This is a genomic window from Limnobacter sp. MED105 (assembly GCF_000170915.1).
In the GTDB taxonomy this organism is placed as follows: Bacteria; Pseudomonadota; Gammaproteobacteria; order Burkholderiales; family Burkholderiaceae_B; genus Limnobacter.
Genome location: NZ_ABCT01000001.1, coordinates 336064 through 353396 on the forward strand (window position 1 = coordinate 336064; position 17333 = coordinate 353396).

Below are 17333 nucleotides of genomic sequence, written 5' to 3' on the forward strand. Positions count from 1 at the left end.
GTTATGATGCTTTCCAGTGTGTCTCTTCAGTTTGCCCCATGAAACTTGCCTTGAAAAAACCGGTTGCCCAGTTCAGTTTGTCGCCACGGCTTGTTCAGGCCCTGCGCATGGTGTTGTGGTTGGGTACAGTGGGTTTGGGGGTGTGGGTGCTCATCAAGTTGTTTGCACCTGCTCCGGTGGTTGCACCGGCCATGCCTGCACAGGCCTCGGCCAATTATCAAATTGACCAGTCGCCCGAAGCACGACTCATGGGAGTTGAAACTGCGGGCGGCCTCACGCCTCCCTCTGTGAATTTATTGGGCATTTTTGCCAACAGCGAAGGCAAAGGTGCGGCGGTCATGTCAATTGAAGGGCAGCCCGCGCAATCAAAACGCGTGGGCGATGAAGTCGCCAACGGTTGGACTCTGGAAGAAGTGGGCCCTACGTTTGCTGTGATGCGCCGCAGCGGGCAACGTCATCAGGTTAACTTGCCCATTCTCGAAGCAGATCCCAATTTGCTGCGCCGCGTACCTGCCAACGGTTAGGCGCCAGTACCAATCAGGGTTTGGGTCAGGGCTTTGCCGTCTGCATCCTGAATTTCAATTTTCGCGGGTTGCCAGTTCAAATCTTTGGCATACCAAATACGCACAATTTCATCGCCTGCTTCCTCTGGCTTGGTTTCAAATTGCAGGGTGCTCACTCGGCGCTCGCCCTTGCCCAGGTCCAGCGTAAGGTCTTCTGTTTTCTTTAGAACAAACACCTCGTTGGCCACGCGGCCAGTGCTCATGACGCGCATGGTCAAAGTGTCGCCGACTTTTAAATCGGCGTTGCAGCGCAGGCGCGTGGCAATTTGATAAATCATGCTGATTCGGTCTTGCAAGCCTTTTTCATAAGGCGCAGTTTCGCCATTGCGCTTGAACACCACCTGCTGGGTTTCGGCATTCAGCATGCTTTCAGCCACTGGTTTTTTGCCCCGCTGTTCAGCGTAGTAAAGGGGTGTTAAACCCACTTGTGAATCGACCAGCCCTTCGCTTTTCTGCGTTAATTGGCCCGAGTACAGCAAGGCGAGGAAGCCTTTGGCCTGCGAGGTCGATTCCAGTTTGTACTGCGTACCCGCTACCCGCATTTTGTGGGTGCTAATCGCCAGTTCGCCAGGAATTTGACTGTGGGTCAGCGAAAAACGCAGGTCTGAATCAATCACCTGTTTGCCCATGCCTTTGCAGGTCGTGTCGGCGGCCCAAGCGTTGCCTGTTCCACTCAGGCCGAGCAGGGCTGCAAGGCTGATTTTGACTATTGTGTTTTTTGTTGTGTTCATCGCTTCACAATACCTTCCAGATAACCTTCGTCTTTGCTGAAAATGCTCAGGCATTCTCGCCGCGGTGTCTGGCCCAGCGGTGCAGCAGACACATGCACCCATTTGCCAAACTCCAGAATCAGTTGATCAAATTCACATGGCAATTGTGCAATTGCCAAGGCCAAATCATAGGGGCTGCCAAATTCAGGGCACACCACATCGGCCGCCAGTCCCACACAATGCTGGGAATTGGGCACACCGCCCACTTTTTCATTCAAGGCTTCTGCCCTGAATCCACTGTTAACCTTTAACGCACCAGTACAAATATTCAGGGACCTATGGATGTCGCCCAGCAAGGCAGAGAGCCTGCCCAGGTTGTCCAGCAGTTCAGGCGGGCAGCTGTTGTCTAGACCGCACCGCAGCGCGGTGTCAGAATGACACAAGGTGTCCTGACAAAATTCAGGATGAAAACTCAACTTCAGGTTCATTCGTTTTGCGCATTCGTTATATTCGTCGTCCCCATGCAGGCTTGTCTGGCAAAGTGTATTTGCTCGATCTGGACAACACCCTGCACCACGCATCAACCCACATTCTGCCCGAGATCAACCGGCAAATGACCCGCTACCTGGCTGAACACCTGGAGTTGGACCACCAACAGGCCAGCGAGTTGCGCACCCAATATTGGCTTCGATATGGCGCAACCCTTTTGGGCATGATGCGCCATCATCAAACCAACCCGCATCACTTTCTGGCCAGTACACACCGTTTTGAGGGTTTGAAAAAACTCAGTTCTCGCCACGGCAGTGTGCCTCACCGCTTGGGCAAATTACCTGGCCTGCGCATCATGCTGACCAATGCCCCCCGTGCTTACGCCGTGGCCCTGTGCAAGGAAATGGGCTTGTACCGCCACCTGCATGCCGTCATCGCGATTGAAGACATGGTGGTTCACCAAGCCTGGCGGCCCAAACCCGCCAATATTTTGTGGCCAAACCTCAAGAGCAAATTGAAAGGCAAGCGGGCCTTGCTGGTGGACGACACGTTCGGGCACCTGGAGCAAGCGGCCAGACACGGCATTCAAACCAGCTGGATCACGTTTCCGGGCCTGGGGTTCAAGCCCCGGCAACTCACTGGCAAAGTCAAACACCGCATTCGGCAGTTTGAAGCCATTCGCACCGCAAAATTCTAGGGGTTACACACCGCGCACTTGGGGTCTTTGCGAATTTTCATTTTCGTGAATTCGCAACTGCGAGAGTCGTAAATTTGAAGGGTGCTGTACATGGGTTGGCCAAAGCCCGCCAGAATTTTCAAGGCCTCGCTGGCTTGCAAGGTGCCAATCACGCCGGTTAGCGGCGCAAATACACCCATGGTGGCGCAACGCACTTCCGATACATCGTCCCCTTCCGGAAACAGGCAGTGGTAGCAGGGCGCTTGCGGGTTGTTCAGTTCAAACACCGCAAGCTGGCCATCCAGCCGTATGGCTGCACCGGACACCAATGGTTTCCCAAACTTCACGCAGGCACGGTTCACTGCATGGCGTGTTTTGAAGTTGTCACAGCAGTCCAGCACCACATCCACTTCTGCAACCAGTTGTTCCAGCTCATCACCCTCCAGGCGGTGGGCAATTGGCACAATGGTGCTGCAGGGGTTTAGTTCATTCAAGTGGGTTTTTGCAGATTCAACTTTGGCCATGCCCACACGGCTTGTGGTGTGCAGCACCTGGCGTTGCAGGTTGGTCAAGTCAACTTCATCGTCGTCGGCAATGTAAATGGTGCCCACACCCGCGCTGGCCAAGTAAAGCGCACTGGGGCAGCCCAGTCCACCCGCTCCCACCACCAGTACCTTCGCACTGGCAATGCGTGATTGCCCTTCGATTCCTATTTCGTCCAGAAGAATATGACGGGAGTACCGAAGTAACTCCTCGTCATTCAAGTCCCGTAGTTCCACGTTCAAGCCGTTATCGGGGTGGCTTACTGGGCAGACTTGGCAGTTTGTGCTGCCTTGCGGTTTTGCACCACGGGCTTGCCCTTCAGGTAATTCAGGGCTTGCTGCAATTGGTAATCGTCCTTCTCGCCGAACACAATCGGTTTCATGTCCGCGTTCTTGTTAGTGTCTGGGGTTTTGGAGCTGGGTGTTTCCTCACCCTTGTCATTACTCAAGTGTCGGGTCAGGTCAGCTTCGCGAACACGCTCAACAATGTCACCTTCCGGGGTTTCGGTGACCACGTAATCGGGCTCAATGCCTTTGGCCTGAATGCTGCGGCCACTCGGCGTGTAATAACGCGCAGTAGTCAACTTGATCGCTGTGTTGTTGTTCAGCGGCAAAATGGTTTGCACCGAGCCTTTGCCAAATGTTTGGGTGCCCAGCACCTTGGCGCGGCCATGGTCTTGCAGGGCACCGGCCACAATTTCAGAGGCCGAGGCCGAGCCACCGTTCACCACCACAATCATCGGCACGGTTTTGGCAATCGGGCTCAATTCTTTCAGGTAGTCTTTCTCGCGGCCACGCAAGTAGTCTTCAGGTCCGGCCACCAGTTTGCGTTGGGAGTCCTCGGTGCGACCATCGGTAGACACTACCAATGTGTTCTGTGGCAGAAACGCTGCGCTCACGCCCACTGCCGCGTTGAGCAAACCGCCCGGATCGTTGCGCAAATCTAGCACCAAGCCTTTCATCGGGGTTTTGGCCTGCAATGTATTGATGGCCTTCACCAGGTACTCGCCAGTGTGTTCCTGAAATTGCGTAATACGAACGTACCCGATGCCATCGTCCAACATTTTGGATTTAACGCTTTGCACGCGAATGACATCGCGAATAATTTTGACCTCGATCGGTTTTTCGACGTCCTTGCGCAGCAAAGTCAGGCGAATCTCGGTTTTCGGCTTGCCGCGCATCAAATTAACCGCATCGGACAAACTCATGCCTTTGGTTGGCTTGTCATCAATTTTCACGATGAGGTCACCTGCCTTCACACCAGCCTTGGCCGCGGGGGTGTCTTCAATCGGCGAAATGACTTTCACAAAGCCGTCCTCGGTGCCCACCTCAATGCCCAAGCCACCGAATTCACCTTGCGTACCCACGCGCAGTTCCTTGAAAGCCTCTGCATCCAGGTAACTTGAATGCGGGTCTAGGTTGGCAACCATGCCGCTGATGGCGCCATTGAACAACTTGTCGTCGCCCACGGGCTCCACATAAAAGCTCTTGATTGCGCCAAAAACTTCGGTGAACTGGCGCAGTTCACTCAAGGGCAACGCCTCGGGCTGTTGCCGTTGGGCCACTGCGCTAATACCCACGCTGACCAACACGCCGGCCACTACACCGACTGATACCAAACTGATTTGCCGCAATTTTTGACGCATAATTCCTACCGACCTTTGGTCCACGAAATAGGATCGAAGGGTTGTCCCTGATGCCTTAGTTCAAAATATAAACCTGTATCAAGATTACCACTGCTGTTGCCAGTTTCAGCAATGGTGTCACCCGCTTTCACGGAATCCCCTGATCTTTTCATTAATTTACCATTGTTGCCATAAACGCTCAAAAACTGGTCGCCGTGGTCAATGATCACGATTTCGCCGAATCCGCGCAGCCATTCCGAGAACACCACGCGCCCTGCACCAACCGCCCGAACTGCTTGCCCTGCCTCAGTGGCAATAAAAATCCCCTTCCAGGAAGGGCCTTGCCCGTCTTTTGATCGGGTTTGCCCAAATTGGCCAGCCACGGTGCCTTGCACTGGCAACACCAGTCTGCCTTTCAGTTTTGCAAACTCACCCGTACTGGGCATGGGCGGTGGGGGTGAGTAATCTGGTTTGCTGGGTGCCTTTCCTGCCGATTTGGGCGTGCTTCCCGACTGGCCCTGCTGCTTTTGCTGTTGCGCGGCCAGTGCCTGTTTGCGCTTTGCCTCTTCAATGGCGCGCGTCAATTCGGTGATCACATTGCTTAGCCGCGATTCGTCGCGTTGCAGGCGCTTGCGCTCAAGCTCCTGGTTTTTCAGTTTCGAGTTCAGGTCGGCGATCAGCTGGTTGCGCTCCTCGCGCTGTGCCACCAACTCGCGCTGGCTTTTGTTTTGATCTGCAATGGTGTTTTCGAGCCTTTCCTGCTTTTTCTCAAGGCCCAGTCGAATGGACTCGAGTTCACGGGCTTGCGCTGCTTGCTGCGCAGCCAAATCACGCTCTGCGGCTGAAATTCTTTCATACCAGTAACTTTCGCGTGCAGCTTCGCTGGCTGACTTTCCTGCCAACCACGCTTGTGTCGGGTTCACCTCCACCCTGCGATACTGGTTGCGCATCACCTCGGCCAAACGCGCCTGGGTACTCTCCAGGTCTTGTTGAAGCTGGCCTTCTTCCTGGTTCAGTTTTTTGATGTCTGTTTCCAGTGCGTCCCTATCCTGATCAAGGGCTTTCAGGCGGTTCTGGGTTTTTTCAAGCCGCTGCTCAAGCAGGCTAAGTGCTTTGGCAGCCTGCTTTTTCTCACCGCTGGTTTCATTGATTTCTTTTTTCAATGCATCCAGTTTTCGGCGCACTTCGTCGCGCTCCTGCTTCACGCCCGCCGGGTCGCGCACATTGCTTTGCGCCCGGGCAGGTTCGGTGGCAGTCAGGGTGAGCAGGGCCAATACGGCACCCAGCCCACCACGGGTACAACGAATCAGCTTGGAGTAGTTACGCACCTGTGTTTACTTGGCCTTTCCCTGGTTTTTCACGGCAGCCATGGCCGCTTCAATTTCAGCCTGATCGCCCAAGTAATAACTGCGAATGGGTTTCAGGTTCTCATCAAGCTCGTAAACCAAGGGACGTGCAGTTGGGATGTTCACCTGCAAAATGTCTTCTTCATTCAGGTTGTCCAAGTACTTGATCAAGGCACGCAATGAATTGCCGTGCGCAGCAATCAACACCTTCTTGCCGGCTTTAATGGCTGGGGCAATACCCTCTTTCCACAGGGGGACCACACGGTCTACCGTGTCTTTCAGGCATTCCGTGAGTGGAATTTCCTCGGGTTTCAGCTTCGCATAGCGGGGGTCGTTGCCAGCAAAACGGGGGTCATCCACTTTCAGTGGATTCGGGGCAATCGCGTAGGCACGTCGCCAAATCAGCACTTGCTCTTCACCAAACTTGGCGGCAGTCTCAGATTTGTTCAGGCCCTGCAAGTCACCGTAATGGCGCTCGTTCAAACGCCAAGCATGTACCACGGGCAGCCACATCTGGTCCATTTGATCCAAGGCAATCCACAGGGTGCGAATGGCGCGCTTCAACACAGACGTGTAGGCCACGTCAAAGCTGTAGCCCTCGGCTTTCAGCAGGTCGCCAGCCTTGCGGGCTTCTTCGCGGCCTTTGTCAGTCAGGTCTACGTCGGCCCAGCCGGTAAAGCGGTTTTCCAGGTTCCATTGGCTTTCGCCATGGCGCATTAATACGAGTTTGTACATGTTTGTGGCCTTTAAGTTGCTGTCTAATTAGGCAAACCTCCATTTTAGCCTCGATTCAAGGGGATATAATGACCAATCCATCAAGACCCACTCATTGCAGGATTTATGTCGCAGGAATTTCTGATTCAAAACAGTTGGCTCATCGCCTTGGCCTTTGGTTCTGGCCTCATGTTGATTTGGCCCTTGTTGACCAAAGGTGGCGGCACTCGTGTCACGGTGCCCCAAGCCACACTGTTGATCAACCAAAAGAAGGCAGTGCTGGTTGACATTCGAGACGACGATTTCGTCAAAAACTCGGGTGTGGTGCCCAACTCCAAGCGAATGGCCATCAAAGACCTGAAAGAAAAAGCCGGCACCTTGGCAAAAACCAAGGAAACCCCGTTGATCGTGTTGTGTCAAACCGGCGCACGTTCTGGCGCAGCTGCCACCGTGTTGAAGGCAGCGGGTTACACCGACGTGTTTGTTCTCGATGGTGGCATCAATGCCTGGAAAGAAGCTGGCTTGCCCGTCAAAAAAGCACAAGAGGCTGCCGCCGATGCCGCGCCCAAGGTAAAAACACCCAAAGCCACCAAACAGGTTGCGAAGTAAAAGCAAGCCCAGTTGCAGTAAACACAAGTAGTCAAGGAATACACATGAGCACCATTCAAGCCCCTGTTCGCATGTACACCAGCGCAGTGTGTCCGTTTTGCGTACGTGCCGAACGCTTGTTGAACGAGCGTGGCGTGCAGAATATCGAGAAAATCCGGGTCGATCTCGATCCATCCCAGAAAGAAAAAATGATGGCCGAAACTGGCCGGCGAACAGTGCCGCAAATTTATATCGGCAGCACACATGTGGGCGGCTGCGACGATCTGTTCGACCTTGACCGTGCCGGCAAGCTGTTGCCTTTGCTGGGGCAACCCGGCTAATTTCCCCCAACCCTACTCATTCAATCCATAGGAGCCAGCAAATGGCCGAACAGAATTCAGAAGCAGTATTTCAAATGCAACGCGTGTATATCAAAGACGCGTCATTGGAGCTGCCCAACGCACCACAAATTTTCCTCGAGAAGAATCCGCCCAAAATTGAAGTGGCTGTGGATGTGGGCGCACAACGCTTGGCCGAAAACATTTTCGAGTCTGAAGTTACAGTGACCGTGACCGCCAAAATCGATGAGAAAGTCGCTTTCCTGGTGGAGTGCAAGCAGGCCGGTATTTTTGAAATTTCAAACGTACCCGAAGAGCAGTTCGACCCACTGTTGGGCATTTTGTGTCCCAACATGATTTACCCCTACCTGCGTGCCAACGTGGCCGACTTGATCACCCGCACCGGCTTCCCGCCTGTGCATTTGTCCGACATCAATTTCGAGCAGTTTTACCAGCAGCGTTTGGCTGCAGCCCAGGAACAGGCTGCCAAGCAAAACGGTTCCGGCATCATTACCACAGCGTAATTGGTGGCGCGCATGAACATCACCGTGTTCGGTGCGGGGGCATGGGGCACCGCAGTGGCTGCCCACATGTCGTTTGCACACGACGTGGTGCTGTGGGGGCGCGATGCGGCGGTGCTTCAATCCATCGCCAACCAACGCGAAAACCCGCGTTATCTTGCGGGTATCAAACTTTCCCCCACGCTGAAAGTGCAGGCCGATTTTCCGGTGGCTGCCCGGCATGCCCTTGGTCAATCCGACGCGCTTTGGGTGTTGGGCACGCCCATGGGCGCATTGCGCCAAACACTGTTGCAATTGCTTGAAATTGCGCCCATTGAACAATGGCCACCACTGGTGTGGTTGTGCAAGGGCTTTGAAGTGGGCACCGGCCAAATGCCACACCAAGTGGTTGAAGAGGTGTTGGGCAAGCCCTATGGCGGCGCCTTAACCGGCCCTTCCTTTGCCGCAGAAGTGGCTCGCGGCCTGCCTTGTGCACTCACCGCAGCCAGCGCTGACGAGTCCACCCGCCAAGCCATGGTGCGGGCTGCGCATCATGCGGCTTTGCGTGTGTACGAGCTTGACGACCTGGTTGGTGCAGAAGTGGGCGGTGCGGTTAAAAACATCATGGCGGTGGCCACCGGTATTTGCGATGGCATGCAACTGGGGTTGAATGCACGCGCAGCTTTGATTACTCGCGGCATGGCTGAAATCAAGCGCCTGGCCGTGGCTTTGGGTGCGCAGGCTGAAACTCTCAATGGGCTCTCTGGCTTTGGCGACCTCATACTCACTTGCACTGGCGACTTGTCTCGCAACCGGCGAGTCGGTTTGATGTTGGCCCAAGGCAAGTCCCTGGACACCATTCTTCAGGAATTGGGGCAGGTTGCCGAAGGTGTGAAATGCGCGCCTGTGGTCAAACAACTTGCTGCGGAATTGGGGGTTGATATGCCGATTACGTCGGCGGTGAATTCTGTGCTGTTCGAGGGTTTAAGCCCCGGAGAAGGCGTGATGCGCCTGTTGTCCCGCGAAGCCAGGTCTGAAGACGCTGAGTGATCGTTGCTGTTTGTTGTCCACTCGGCGTGGTTGCTTGTGCTGCACGGGGCTGGTTTGTTGAGTGCTGAGCTTGCAGGGTCACCGCTGGCGCAACGCCCAGTCGGCGGCGGTGTTTCGATCGCCTCGCCTTCAAGAAAACCTGCCCTTGCGTGCCGAGCAGGGCCGGTGTCGCCCAGCATGGGCGACAGAGAACGGACCCGACCCGCTTTTTAGGAGGGTCGTTCTCAGGCATCGCAAGGCTCAGCAAGGGATAAACAGGTTTTCTGGCGAGAGATCGGAACCCAAGCCGAGAGGGCGATTAGAACGCAACGAGAGATCGGAACCCAAGCAAACTGGTTGCCTGGCAGTAATCCCTAGATTCCGCCTTCAAACCCCAGCTGCCGCCAAGCCTCGTACACCATCACCGCCACCGAATTTGACAGGTTCAGCGACCGGCTCTCCGGGCGCATCGGCAAGCGCAGCCAGTTCTCTCGGGCAAACCAGTTGCGCACCTCCTCGGAAAGTCCTCGGGTTTCACTGCCAAACATCAAGTAATCACCAGCTTGAAATTTCACATCGAAAGGTGAGTGTTTGCCTTTCGTCGTCATTGCAAAGCAGCGTTGCGGGTTGGGTTGTTGGCGGTCGAGAAACGCCTCCCAGCCAGGGTGGACCAACATGTTTGCATACTCGTGGTAATCAAGCCCGGCGCGCCGCATGCGGGCATCTTCCAGTGGAAAACCCAAAGGCTCAACCAAGTGCAACTGCACGCCAGTGTTGGCACACAAGCGAATCACATTGCCCGTGTTGGGCGGAATTTCCGGTTCAACCAATACAACATTAATCATTCTGGAGTCCTGCACACTGCCATGGTTACAATTGATTCAGCGCCCGCTTTGTAAAGTGCGACCTTGCAGCTTTGAATGGTGGCTCCAGTGGTAATCACATCGTCGACCAAGCCAATTCGGATATTGGCGGGTATGCAAAGTGTTGCCCTGAAAGCCCCCTGCAAATTCAGCAGTCGGTCCTCGCGGCTCAACGTCGCCTGCGCGTCGAGTTCCTGGGTTTTGATCAGCCAGTGCGTGCGCACCGGTCGTTGAATACGCCGCCCCAAATGTCGGGCTATCAAAGCGGCTTGATTATAGCCGCGCCGCCTTAATTTGTCCGGGCTCACGGGCACAGGCAACAATACATCGGGCAAATCCAGGCCCATTTCAAGCGCCTTTGTGCCCAGCCAATGACCCAAAAACCGTGCCATGCCATGGTTCTCGCCATACTTCAGCAAAGCAATCCATTGATCAAACGGTGCCACGTAATCACTGCACACCACACATTCCACGGGCGCTCGGGTTCCATCCTCAATCAAGGGTTTGCAGTGTCGGCAATGTGTCCACCCAAACGCCTGCAGGCGCGGGCCAAGCGCCAGCGCGCATCGTTTGCAGCGCACAGCGTCGCGCTTATGGATCATGGTCTCGCAGTGGCCACAAACAAAACGCTCAAACTCGGCGCTACTGTTCGAAGCGCTTTTATGCAGCGGTGTTTGGCAGGCCATGCAGCGCCCCGGCACCATGGCGCCGCCCATACTATGGCAAGTTCTATAGAATAGACTGCACCACCTTTTTGCTGAAATGGCTAGTCCCACAATGTCCTCGCAGTTCTGGAAAATTCCCCGGTCTAACAACGCCTTGGCGTACCAATGGTTGCGGCGCGTCGCAAAGCCATTGCCTTTCATACTTGAAGAAGTCAACCAACGCATGGTGAACCGTGCGCAGATCATGCGCCCGGTCGAGGGAGGGGTGGTGCATCAAGGTTGGTTACACCCCTCGGCCTTGCCGAATGTCAAATCCTTGTTTGTTGGGCGTGAATTTTCGGTATTTGCACCCAAGGCGATCAGCTTGCCTGTAGCGCAGCTCGAACAGGCAGCCGCTTCATTTTTGGCCAAACTGTGGCCCGGCCGGGCTGCGCCCAAGCCTTCTGCAGCAATTGCACTGCCTATCAACAGCCCTTTGCCTTTGCCCAACGAGAGCCAGGCCATGGTCTGGTCGCCCTTGTGGTTGCATGCGGTTGCCGACCCCGGCCACTGCCTGGCTGAATGGCTTCGGGTGTTGAAACCTGAAGGCGGCGTTTTTTTCAGTTGCTTTGGTCCCGACACCGCCCGTGAATTACAAGGCCTGGCCCAAGTCATGGGCGAGCCTTTCCCCGATTTTGCCGACATGCACGATCTCGGGGACCTGATGAGCAAGCAGGGTTTTTCAGACCCAGTCATGGAAATGGAAAAACTGACGCTGACTTACAGTTCGCCAGCCAAGTTGATTGAGGACTGGCGCGCCTTGTGTGGCAACCATCTGGAAACACGCAAGCAGGGTTTGCGAACGCCACGCCAGTTTTCTGAGGCAAGCCTTTACCTTGAGCAGCTGCGCAATCCTGAAACAGGCCGCATTCCACTCACTCTAGAGCTGGTTTACGGGCATGCCTGGAAAGTCAAAAGAAAAGCCAAAACCGATGTGGCCACTGTAAAAATTTCAGACATTAAAGGGCGCAAAGGCTCGAAATAGCTTGCTGCTGCGCAGCATTTTCAAATGTAGCGCATTGTTTTTAACTTATTTCGGGGAAATCAGGCGCGGATTGCACCTGTCTTATTGCTTGCTTTACAGCCTTGAGCCTATAATTCGAAGGTTTTAATGCACTCTTTTGGGCGTGCATTGGATCTGAATGACTGCTCTCTGAGAGGTAAATGGGCATGATTCCAGAAATTTCAAGTTCAGCGAATGCACCAAGCGGCAACGTTGGCAAGGTTGATACAAGTGGCAGCGGCGGGCAAAACTACTCGCCTCAAGGCAACAGGTGGGTCTTTCGGCGCAATTGTTCGCTCAGTCCCAAGCAGCTTTTGCAATGGTATGCCAGCTTGTGCGTAATCACCTTGGTGATAGCCTTCGGCTTTTTGTTGGCAGGTTTCTGGATCGTTTTGCCCTTTGCCGGAATCGAGTTGTTCTTGGTGGGAACGGCATTCGTAATTTACGCGAGGCATGCGGCCGATTACGAAATGATCGAACTTCAGCCGAACCAGTTAACGCTGGTGATGGCCGATGGCACCAAACTGACCCAGCTTGAATGGTCGCCCCAATGGGCCAAATTAAGCTACAACGGAAAATACAAAGCGCCTTTGTTGTTCAGTCACAAGGGCCAACAAGTAAAAATAGGCAAATTTATTGCCGAAAAAGACAAATCAGCGCTGCACCGTGAATTGAAAGCAGCGTTGGCCAGGGCAGCATGTTCTTTTTAGGCATGCGGCTTCCACCAGTTTGATATTTTTTTTGAGATTGAGGATCGCCATGTTGAAGTCGTCCTTGGGTATTCGCAAAGCTGTTGCTTCGGCTGCTGCAATTGCGATGACATCCTTCGGAGGTGCAGCGTTTGCCGAGAATGTTTCTGGGCAACCCCTGCAGTACAACCTCGCTGAACCGGTTACCGAAATCGCGCGTCAAATCTACGATTTGCACACGCTGATGTTGGTGATCTGTCTGGTTATTTTCGTTGCCGTGTTTGGCGTGATGTTTTACTCAATCTACGCGCACCGCAAGTCAAAGGGCGCAAAGTCGGCCTCTTTCCACGAAAGTGTAAAAGTTGAAATTGCATGGACCATCGTTCCTTTCCTGATCGTAATCGGCATGGCTTTGCCCGCAACCAAAACAGTGGTTGCGATGAAAGACACCTCCAACGCCGACCTCACCATCAAGGCGACTGGTTACCAGTGGAAGTGGGGTTATGAGTACCTGGCCGGCGAGGGCGAAGGCATTGCCTTCCTGTCCACGTTGACCACACCTCGCGATCAAATTGACGACCATGATGGCCAAGCCGTTGCACGCGGTGAAAACTACCTGATGGAAGTGGACAACCACGTGGTGGTGCCTGTGAACAAGAAAGTTCGCGTGGTGACAACCGCCAACGACGTCATTCACGCCTGGATGATTCCCGCCTTTGGCGTGAAGCAGGATGCGATCCCCGGTTTCGTGCGTGACACCTGGTTCAAGGCTGAGAAAGAAGGCATCTACCGTGGTCAGTGTGCTGAACTGTGCGGCAAAGACCACGCCTACATGCCTATCGTTGTCGAAGTAATGTCTGAAGAAAACTACTCCAAGTGGGTACAGGCCAAGCTTGACGAAATGAAAGCCAAACAAGACGACCCCACCAAGGAATGGACCAAGGAAGATCTGGTCGCCCGTGGCGAGCAGGTGTACAACGCCAATTGTGCGGCTTGTCACCAGGCTTCCGGTGAAGGCATCCCTGGCGCATTCCCCGCGCTGGTGGCTGCCCCTTCAGTGGTAGGTCCGCAGGCTGATCAAATTGCAATTTTGCTGAACGGCAAGGGCGCTGGCATGCCAGCGTGGAAGCAGTTGAGCGACGTTGAAATTGCTTCAGTAATTACATACACACGAAACGCTTGGGCCAATGCTGGCACAGGTACCGACCCGGTTGTTCAGCCAAGTGCTGTTACGGCTGCACGTTAATATTGCTTAGGAGATTTACATGAGCACTACCGCGGCAGATTTAACCCACGGCCATGGTCACGACCATGACCACGCGCACGACCACCCGCATGGTTGGCGCCGTTGGTTGTACGCAACCAACCACAAAGACATCGGTACCATGTACCTGATTTTCTCGTTCATCATGCTGCTGGAAGGCGGTGTGTTGGCGCTGATGCTGCGTGCAGAACTGTTTGCACCCGGCCTGCAACTGGTCCAGCCCGAGTTTTTCAACCAGCTCACCACCATGCACGGTTTGATTATGGTGTTCGGTGCGGTAATGCCTGCATTCGTGGGTTTTGCCAACTGGATGATTCCTCTGCAAATTGGCTGTTCTGACATGGCTTTTGCCCGCATGAACAACTTCAGCTTCTGGCTGATGGTGCCTGCGGCGATCATTCTGACAGCATCGTTCTTCATGCCTGGTGGCGCAACTGCCGCTGGCTGGACTCTGTACGCACCATTGTCGGTGCAAATGGGCCCTGGCATGGATGCAGCCATTTTCGCGATGCACATTCTGGGTGCCTCGTCGATCATGGGTTCCATCAACATCATCACAACCATCTTGAACATGCGCGCTCCCGGCATGACCTTGATGAAAATGCCAATGTTCGCATGGACCTGGCTGATCACTGCCTACCTGTTGATCGCGGTAATGCCCGTGTTGGCTGGTGCCATCACCATGGTGTTGACCGATCGCCATTTCGGCACATCGTTCTTTAACGCAGCCGGCGGCGGCGACCCCGTGATGTACCAGCACATTTTCTGGTTCTTCGGTCACCCCGAGGTATACATCATGATTTTGCCGGCCTTCGGCATCATCAGCCACATTGTGCCCACCTTTGCACGCAAAACACTGTTCGGTTACAGCTCCATGGTGTACGCCACAGCGTCCATCGCGATTCTGTCCTTCATTGTTTGGGCGCACCACATGTTCACAACCGGCATGCCAGTCACAGGCCAGTTGTTCTTCATGTACGCAACCATGTTGATTGCGGTACCCACAGGCGTGAAGGTGTTTAACTGGCTGGCCACCATGTGGAAAGGCTCCATGACGTTTGAAACCCCAATGCTGTTTGCCGTGGGCTTCATTTTCGTGTTCACCATGGGCGGCTTCACGGGACTTATTCTGGCCGTAGCGCCTGTTGACATTCAGTTGCAAGACACCTACTACGTGGTGGCTCACTTCCACTATGTATTGGTTGCTGGCTCACTGTTTGCCTTGTTTGCAGGTACTTACTACTGGTTGCCAAAGTGGTCTGGTCGCATGTACAGCGAAACATTGGGCAAGTGGCACTTCTGGTCTTCACTGATCAGCTTCAACGTCACTTTCTTCCCAATGCACTTCCTGGGTTTGGCGGGTATGCCACGTCGCTACGCCGACTACGCCACACAGTTCACTGACTTCCACGCCATTGCTACCATTGGTGCATTCTGGTTCGGTTTGTCCCAGTTGATCTTCCTGTGGTGCGTACTGCGCGCATGGATGTTCCAGAAAGGCGAGGCAGCACCTGCCAAGCCATGGGAAGGTGCCGAAGGCCTGGAGTGGACTGTTCCATCACCAGCACCGTTCCACACTTTTGAAGATCCACCCACAGTGAAGTAATTCACCAGCGGGTTTAACAATGGGGGTTTGGTTTTACCAACCCCCCGTTGCGTAAAGCAGCTTTGGCTGGGCATTTGGCAGGCAAGGCTTTTTTACACAACGAATAGGTTCAGCAAGGAAGTAAGCGTGACCCCTGAAGAAAAAGAGAAAGCCAAACAAAACAAGCGCACAGGTTTGATTTTGCTGTCAGTGGCCGCCGTGTTTTTCATCGGCATTCTGATTCGTAAGGTGATGGAACCCAGCATCTTGAGTTTGGTGAACTAGGTTTTAATGAATTTGCAGTAGAGGTAAAGCAGCATGGCCAATGAAAATAGTCCGAAAACAAGCGGTTTGCACAAACAGATGGTGGTGCGCCTTGTCGTGATTGTTGTGGCCATGTTTGCCTTTGGTTATGCATTGGTGCCCATTTACAAGGCCATTTGTGAAATCACCGGGATCAACGTATTGACACCGCAAACCAAGAATGCGGAAGAGATCGTGAAAAACACCCAGGTGGACAAAAGCCGAAGCATTGAAGTTATTTTCGATGCCAATGAGCGGGGCAAGTTTCAGTTCAAGCCCGAGACCAATCGAATGATGGTTCATCCTGGCGAGTTGGTCACCATGAACTATGTGGTGTACAACAATTTGAAGAATGACACTGCAGGCCAGGCTATACCCAGTTATTTGCCCAGCAAAGCTGCTGAGCACTTCACCAAGCTGGAATGTTTCTGCTTTAAACAGCAACCATTCAAAGCGGGTGAAACCAAAGAGTTTCCGGTGGTGTTTGTGATCAACCCCAAGTTGCCACAAGACGTACACACCATCACTTTGAGTTATACATTTTTTGAAGTGGCCGGCGCGACAGCCATGGCAGCAGAATAATGTCGGAAGACATCAAAGAGGCCGCATCGCGTAAAGCGAGCACAGCCACTTTTCTGCAAACTTTGTCGGCCGTGTTGTGGTCATTTTTCGGTGTCCGAAAGGGTAAAAATCACTCTGAAGACATGCAGAAGTTAAATCCGGTCCACGTCATCATTGTGGGTCTGCTGGCAGCCGCTGGTTTTGTAGTCGGCTTACTGGTATTGGTAAATTTTGTGGTGAGTTCCGCTTAAGCCGTACGGAACTTGCTGTTGCAGTATCGAAGCATCTAAATTAAAGAAATAGGAGAAACCACCATGCGTGCGAATGCACCATATTACTTTGTGCCCGGCTTGTCCCAGTGGCCTGTGCTTGGCGCAGTGGCCATGTTCTTTTTTGTACTGGGCATGTCCCAGTGGGTAAACGGCTCGGAAGCGGGCCCTTACCTGTTCGCACTCAGCATGGGTATTCTTATTTATGTGCTGACCGGCTGGTTCAAGCATGTGGTGGGCGAGTCTGAAAGTGGTCAGTACAGTGCCCGCGTCGATGTGTCTTTCCGCTGGTCCATGGGCTGGTTCATCTTCTCTGAAGTCATGTTCTTTGCCGCGTTTTTCGGTGCTTTGTTTTATGCCCGTCAAATTGCAATGCCTTGGCTTGGTGATATCGACAACAAAGCGTTCCTGTGGCCCGACTTCACCGCCAACTGGCCAAACACTGGCCCAGCGGGAACAGTCGATGCGTTCCAAACCATGGGTCCATGGCCTATTCCAACCATCAACACCGCATTGCTGCTCACCTCAGGCCTTACCTTGACCTGGGCGCACCATGCCCTGATTGCCAACAAGCGTTCACAGTTGATTTGGGGTTTGGCGCTAACCGTGTTGTTGGGCGCAATTTTCATGGGCTTCCAGGCCTATGAATATATTCACGCTTACCGCGATTTGAACCTGAAATTGACCTCAGGCATTTTCGGCTCAACCTTCTTCATGCTGACCGGTTTCCACGGATTCCACGTGACCATTGGCGCCATCATGCTGTTCTTCATCATGATTCGCTGTATCAAGGGCCACTTCACACCAGACAGCCACTTCGCTTTTGAAGCTGCAGCCTGGTATTGGCACTTCGTGGACGTGGTGTGGTTGGGCTTGTACGTGGTGGTTTACTGGCTGTAACGCGGGAATTTCCTGCCAGGCTGTAAAACACACAATTAAAAAAGCCACTGGAAAACTCCGGTGGCTTTTTTT

At 53.7% G+C, this 17333-nt stretch carries 22 protein-coding genes; 14 read left to right on the top strand and 8 right to left on the bottom strand.

All coding sequences use genetic code 11. The annotated features are described in order from the left end of the window. The first annotated feature begins 38 nt into the window (after positions 1-38). A complete protein-coding gene (locus LMED105_RS16005; RefSeq protein ID WP_008247501.1) occupies positions 39-524 on the top strand; it encodes a type II secretion system protein N in 486 nt (161 codons plus the stop codon). On the opposite strand, the gene LMED105_RS01560 is transcribed toward LMED105_RS16005, so the two are convergent. Together LMED105_RS01560 and LMED105_RS01565 are read right to left on the bottom strand one after the other, a co-directional pair. Beyond that, positions 521-1294, bottom strand: coding sequence for a DUF3108 domain-containing protein (locus LMED105_RS01560; RefSeq protein ID WP_008247503.1), 774 nt, complete (start codon positions 1292-1294; stop codon positions 521-523). The genes LMED105_RS16005 and LMED105_RS01560 overlap by 4 nt on opposite strands. Next, positions 1291-1761 (bottom strand): D-Ala-D-Ala carboxypeptidase family metallohydrolase, encoded by a 471-nt coding sequence (locus LMED105_RS01565; RefSeq protein ID WP_008247505.1) that lies wholly within the window; start codon positions 1759-1761, stop codon positions 1291-1293. The genes LMED105_RS01560 and LMED105_RS01565 overlap by 4 nt, the downstream gene beginning before the upstream one ends. A gap of 5 nt (positions 1762-1766) precedes the next feature. On the opposite strand from LMED105_RS01565, the gene LMED105_RS01570 reads away from it, so the two are divergent. After that, entirely contained in the window at positions 1767-2459 is a 693-nt protein-coding gene (locus LMED105_RS01570; protein ID WP_050771120.1) for an HAD family hydrolase, read from the top strand. Here the strand turns inward: LMED105_RS01570 and LMED105_RS01575 are convergent. Genes LMED105_RS01575 through gpmA form a run of 4 tightly spaced genes read right to left on the bottom strand, consistent with a single transcriptional unit; the run spans position 2456 to position 6686 of the window. Beyond that, the gene (locus tag LMED105_RS01575; protein WP_008247508.1) at positions 2456-3202 is read right to left on the bottom strand and encodes a molybdopterin-synthase adenylyltransferase MoeB; all 747 of its coding nucleotides are present in this window, start codon (positions 3200-3202) and stop codon (positions 2456-2458) included. The two genes, LMED105_RS01570 and LMED105_RS01575, sit on opposite strands and share 4 nt — an antisense overlap. 38 nt (positions 3203-3240) lie before the next feature. Then, a complete protein-coding gene (locus tag LMED105_RS01580; protein ID WP_369745751.1) occupies positions 3241-4629 on the bottom strand; it encodes a S41 family peptidase in 1389 nt (462 codons plus the stop codon). 2 nt (positions 4630-4631) lie between these two features. Beyond that, on the bottom strand, positions 4632-5933 hold the full coding sequence (locus tag LMED105_RS01585) for a murein hydrolase activator EnvC (RefSeq protein ID WP_008247512.1): 1302 nt from the start codon (positions 5931-5933) through the stop codon (positions 4632-4634). Positions 5934-5939: 6 nt separating this feature from the next. After that, entirely contained in the window at positions 5940-6686 is a 747-nt protein-coding gene (gene gpmA, locus LMED105_RS01590; RefSeq protein ID WP_008247514.1) for a 2,3-diphosphoglycerate-dependent phosphoglycerate mutase, read from the bottom strand. Between the two features lie 105 nt (positions 6687-6791). Between gpmA and LMED105_RS01595 the strand changes: the two genes are divergently transcribed. The 4 genes from LMED105_RS01595 to LMED105_RS01610 are packed head-to-tail and all read left to right on the top strand — an operon-like array spanning position 6792 to position 9141. Then, positions 6792-7274 (top strand): rhodanese-like domain-containing protein, encoded by a 483-nt coding sequence (locus tag LMED105_RS01595; protein ID WP_008247516.1) that lies wholly within the window; start codon positions 6792-6794, stop codon positions 7272-7274. Between the two features lie 44 nt (positions 7275-7318). Further along, positions 7319-7594: a glutaredoxin 3 gene (gene grxC, locus LMED105_RS01600; protein ID WP_008247523.1), complete on the top strand. Its 276-nt coding sequence runs from the start codon at positions 7319-7321 to the stop codon at positions 7592-7594. A 41-nt stretch (positions 7595-7635) separates the two neighbouring features. After that, complete coding sequence (gene secB, locus LMED105_RS01605; protein ID WP_008247524.1) at positions 7636-8115, top strand: protein-export chaperone SecB; 480 nt, start codon at positions 7636-7638, stop codon at positions 8113-8115. A 12-nt stretch (positions 8116-8127) separates the two neighbouring features. Next, a complete protein-coding gene (locus tag LMED105_RS01610; protein ID WP_040512193.1) occupies positions 8128-9141 on the top strand; it encodes an NAD(P)H-dependent glycerol-3-phosphate dehydrogenase in 1014 nt (337 codons plus the stop codon). 353 nt (positions 9142-9494) lie between these two features. On the opposite strand, the gene trmL is transcribed toward LMED105_RS01610, so the two are convergent. Further along, positions 9495-9965, bottom strand: coding sequence for a tRNA (uridine(34)/cytosine(34)/5-carboxymethylaminomethyluridine(34)-2'-O)-methyltransferase TrmL (gene trmL, locus LMED105_RS01615; RefSeq protein WP_008247526.1), 471 nt, complete (start codon positions 9963-9965; stop codon positions 9495-9497). Beyond that, the gene (locus LMED105_RS16010; protein ID WP_156799472.1) at positions 9962-10585 is read right to left on the bottom strand and encodes a ComF family protein; all 624 of its coding nucleotides are present in this window, start codon (positions 10583-10585) and stop codon (positions 9962-9964) included. The genes trmL and LMED105_RS16010 overlap by 4 nt, the downstream gene beginning before the upstream one ends. Positions 10586-10745: 160 nt before the next feature. On the opposite strand from LMED105_RS16010, the gene LMED105_RS16015 reads away from it, so the two are divergent. From LMED105_RS16015 to LMED105_RS01660, 8 genes are all read left to right on the top strand, one after another. Further along, positions 10746-11672, top strand: coding sequence for a methyltransferase domain-containing protein (locus LMED105_RS16015; RefSeq protein WP_083797060.1), 927 nt, complete (start codon positions 10746-10748; stop codon positions 11670-11672). Between the two features lie 179 nt (positions 11673-11851). Further along, positions 11852-12400: a DUF2244 domain-containing protein gene (locus tag LMED105_RS01630; protein WP_008247538.1), complete on the top strand. Its 549-nt coding sequence runs from the start codon at positions 11852-11854 to the stop codon at positions 12398-12400. Between the two features lie 106 nt (positions 12401-12506). Further along, positions 12507-13625: a cytochrome c oxidase subunit II gene (coxB, locus tag LMED105_RS01635; protein ID WP_050771127.1), complete on the top strand. Its 1119-nt coding sequence runs from the start codon at positions 12507-12509 to the stop codon at positions 13623-13625. Between the two features lie 19 nt (positions 13626-13644). After that, entirely contained in the window at positions 13645-15249 is a 1605-nt protein-coding gene (gene ctaD, locus LMED105_RS01640; protein ID WP_008247542.1) for a cytochrome c oxidase subunit I, read from the top strand. Positions 15250-15375: 126 nt separating this feature from the next. Then, a complete protein-coding gene (locus tag LMED105_RS16870; protein WP_008247543.1) occupies positions 15376-15513 on the top strand; it encodes a cytochrome oxidase small assembly protein in 138 nt (45 codons plus the stop codon). A gap of 33 nt (positions 15514-15546) precedes the next feature. Further along, on the top strand, positions 15547-16113 hold the full coding sequence (locus LMED105_RS01650) for a cytochrome c oxidase assembly protein (RefSeq protein ID WP_008247546.1): 567 nt from the start codon (positions 15547-15549) through the stop codon (positions 16111-16113). Beyond that, positions 16113-16343, top strand: coding sequence for a DUF2970 domain-containing protein (locus LMED105_RS01655; protein WP_008247548.1), 231 nt, complete (start codon positions 16113-16115; stop codon positions 16341-16343). Before LMED105_RS01650 ends, LMED105_RS01655 begins: the two co-directional genes overlap by 1 nt. 63 nt (positions 16344-16406) lie before the next feature. After that, the gene (locus tag LMED105_RS01660; RefSeq protein ID WP_008247550.1) at positions 16407-17261 is read left to right on the top strand and encodes a cytochrome c oxidase subunit 3; all 855 of its coding nucleotides are present in this window, start codon (positions 16407-16409) and stop codon (positions 17259-17261) included. Positions 17262-17333: the final 72 nt, after the last annotated feature.

Excerpts from the sequence above, each read along its gene's own strand:
- LMED105_RS16005 (WP_008247501.1), top strand. The coding sequence starts at position 39 with ATGAAACTTGCCTTGAAAAAACCGGTTGCCCAGTTCAGTTTGTCGCCA.
- LMED105_RS01560 (WP_008247503.1), bottom strand. The coding sequence starts at position 1,294 with ATGAACACAACAAAAAACACAATAGTCAAAATCAGCCTTGCAGCCCTG.
- LMED105_RS01565 (WP_008247505.1), bottom strand. The coding sequence starts at position 1,761 with ATGAACCTGAAGTTGAGTTTTCATCCTGAATTTTGTCAGGACACCTTG.
- gpmA (WP_008247514.1), bottom strand. The coding sequence starts at position 6,686 with ATGTACAAACTCGTATTAATGCGCCATGGCGAAAGCCAATGGAACCTG.
- LMED105_RS01595 (WP_008247516.1), top strand. The coding sequence starts at position 6,792 with ATGTCGCAGGAATTTCTGATTCAAAACAGTTGGCTCATCGCCTTGGCC.
- grxC (WP_008247523.1), top strand. The coding sequence starts at position 7,319 with ATGAGCACCATTCAAGCCCCTGTTCGCATGTACACCAGCGCAGTGTGT.
- secB (WP_008247524.1), top strand. The coding sequence starts at position 7,636 with ATGGCCGAACAGAATTCAGAAGCAGTATTTCAAATGCAACGCGTGTAT.
- LMED105_RS01610 (WP_040512193.1), top strand. The coding sequence starts at position 8,128 with ATGAACATCACCGTGTTCGGTGCGGGGGCATGGGGCACCGCAGTGGCT.
- trmL (WP_008247526.1), bottom strand. The coding sequence starts at position 9,965 with ATGATTAATGTTGTATTGGTTGAACCGGAAATTCCGCCCAACACGGGC.
- LMED105_RS16010 (WP_156799472.1), bottom strand. The coding sequence starts at position 10,585 with ATGATCCATAAGCGCGACGCTGTGCGCTGCAAACGATGCGCGCTGGCG.
- LMED105_RS16015 (WP_083797060.1), top strand. The coding sequence starts at position 10,746 with ATGGCTAGTCCCACAATGTCCTCGCAGTTCTGGAAAATTCCCCGGTCT.
- LMED105_RS01630 (WP_008247538.1), top strand. The coding sequence starts at position 11,852 with ATGGGCATGATTCCAGAAATTTCAAGTTCAGCGAATGCACCAAGCGGC.
- coxB (WP_050771127.1), top strand. The coding sequence starts at position 12,507 with ATGACATCCTTCGGAGGTGCAGCGTTTGCCGAGAATGTTTCTGGGCAA.
- ctaD (WP_008247542.1), top strand. The coding sequence starts at position 13,645 with ATGAGCACTACCGCGGCAGATTTAACCCACGGCCATGGTCACGACCAT.
- LMED105_RS01650 (WP_008247546.1), top strand. The coding sequence starts at position 15,547 with ATGGCCAATGAAAATAGTCCGAAAACAAGCGGTTTGCACAAACAGATG.
- LMED105_RS01655 (WP_008247548.1), top strand. The coding sequence starts at position 16,113 with ATGTCGGAAGACATCAAAGAGGCCGCATCGCGTAAAGCGAGCACAGCC.
- LMED105_RS01660 (WP_008247550.1), top strand. The coding sequence starts at position 16,407 with ATGCGTGCGAATGCACCATATTACTTTGTGCCCGGCTTGTCCCAGTGG.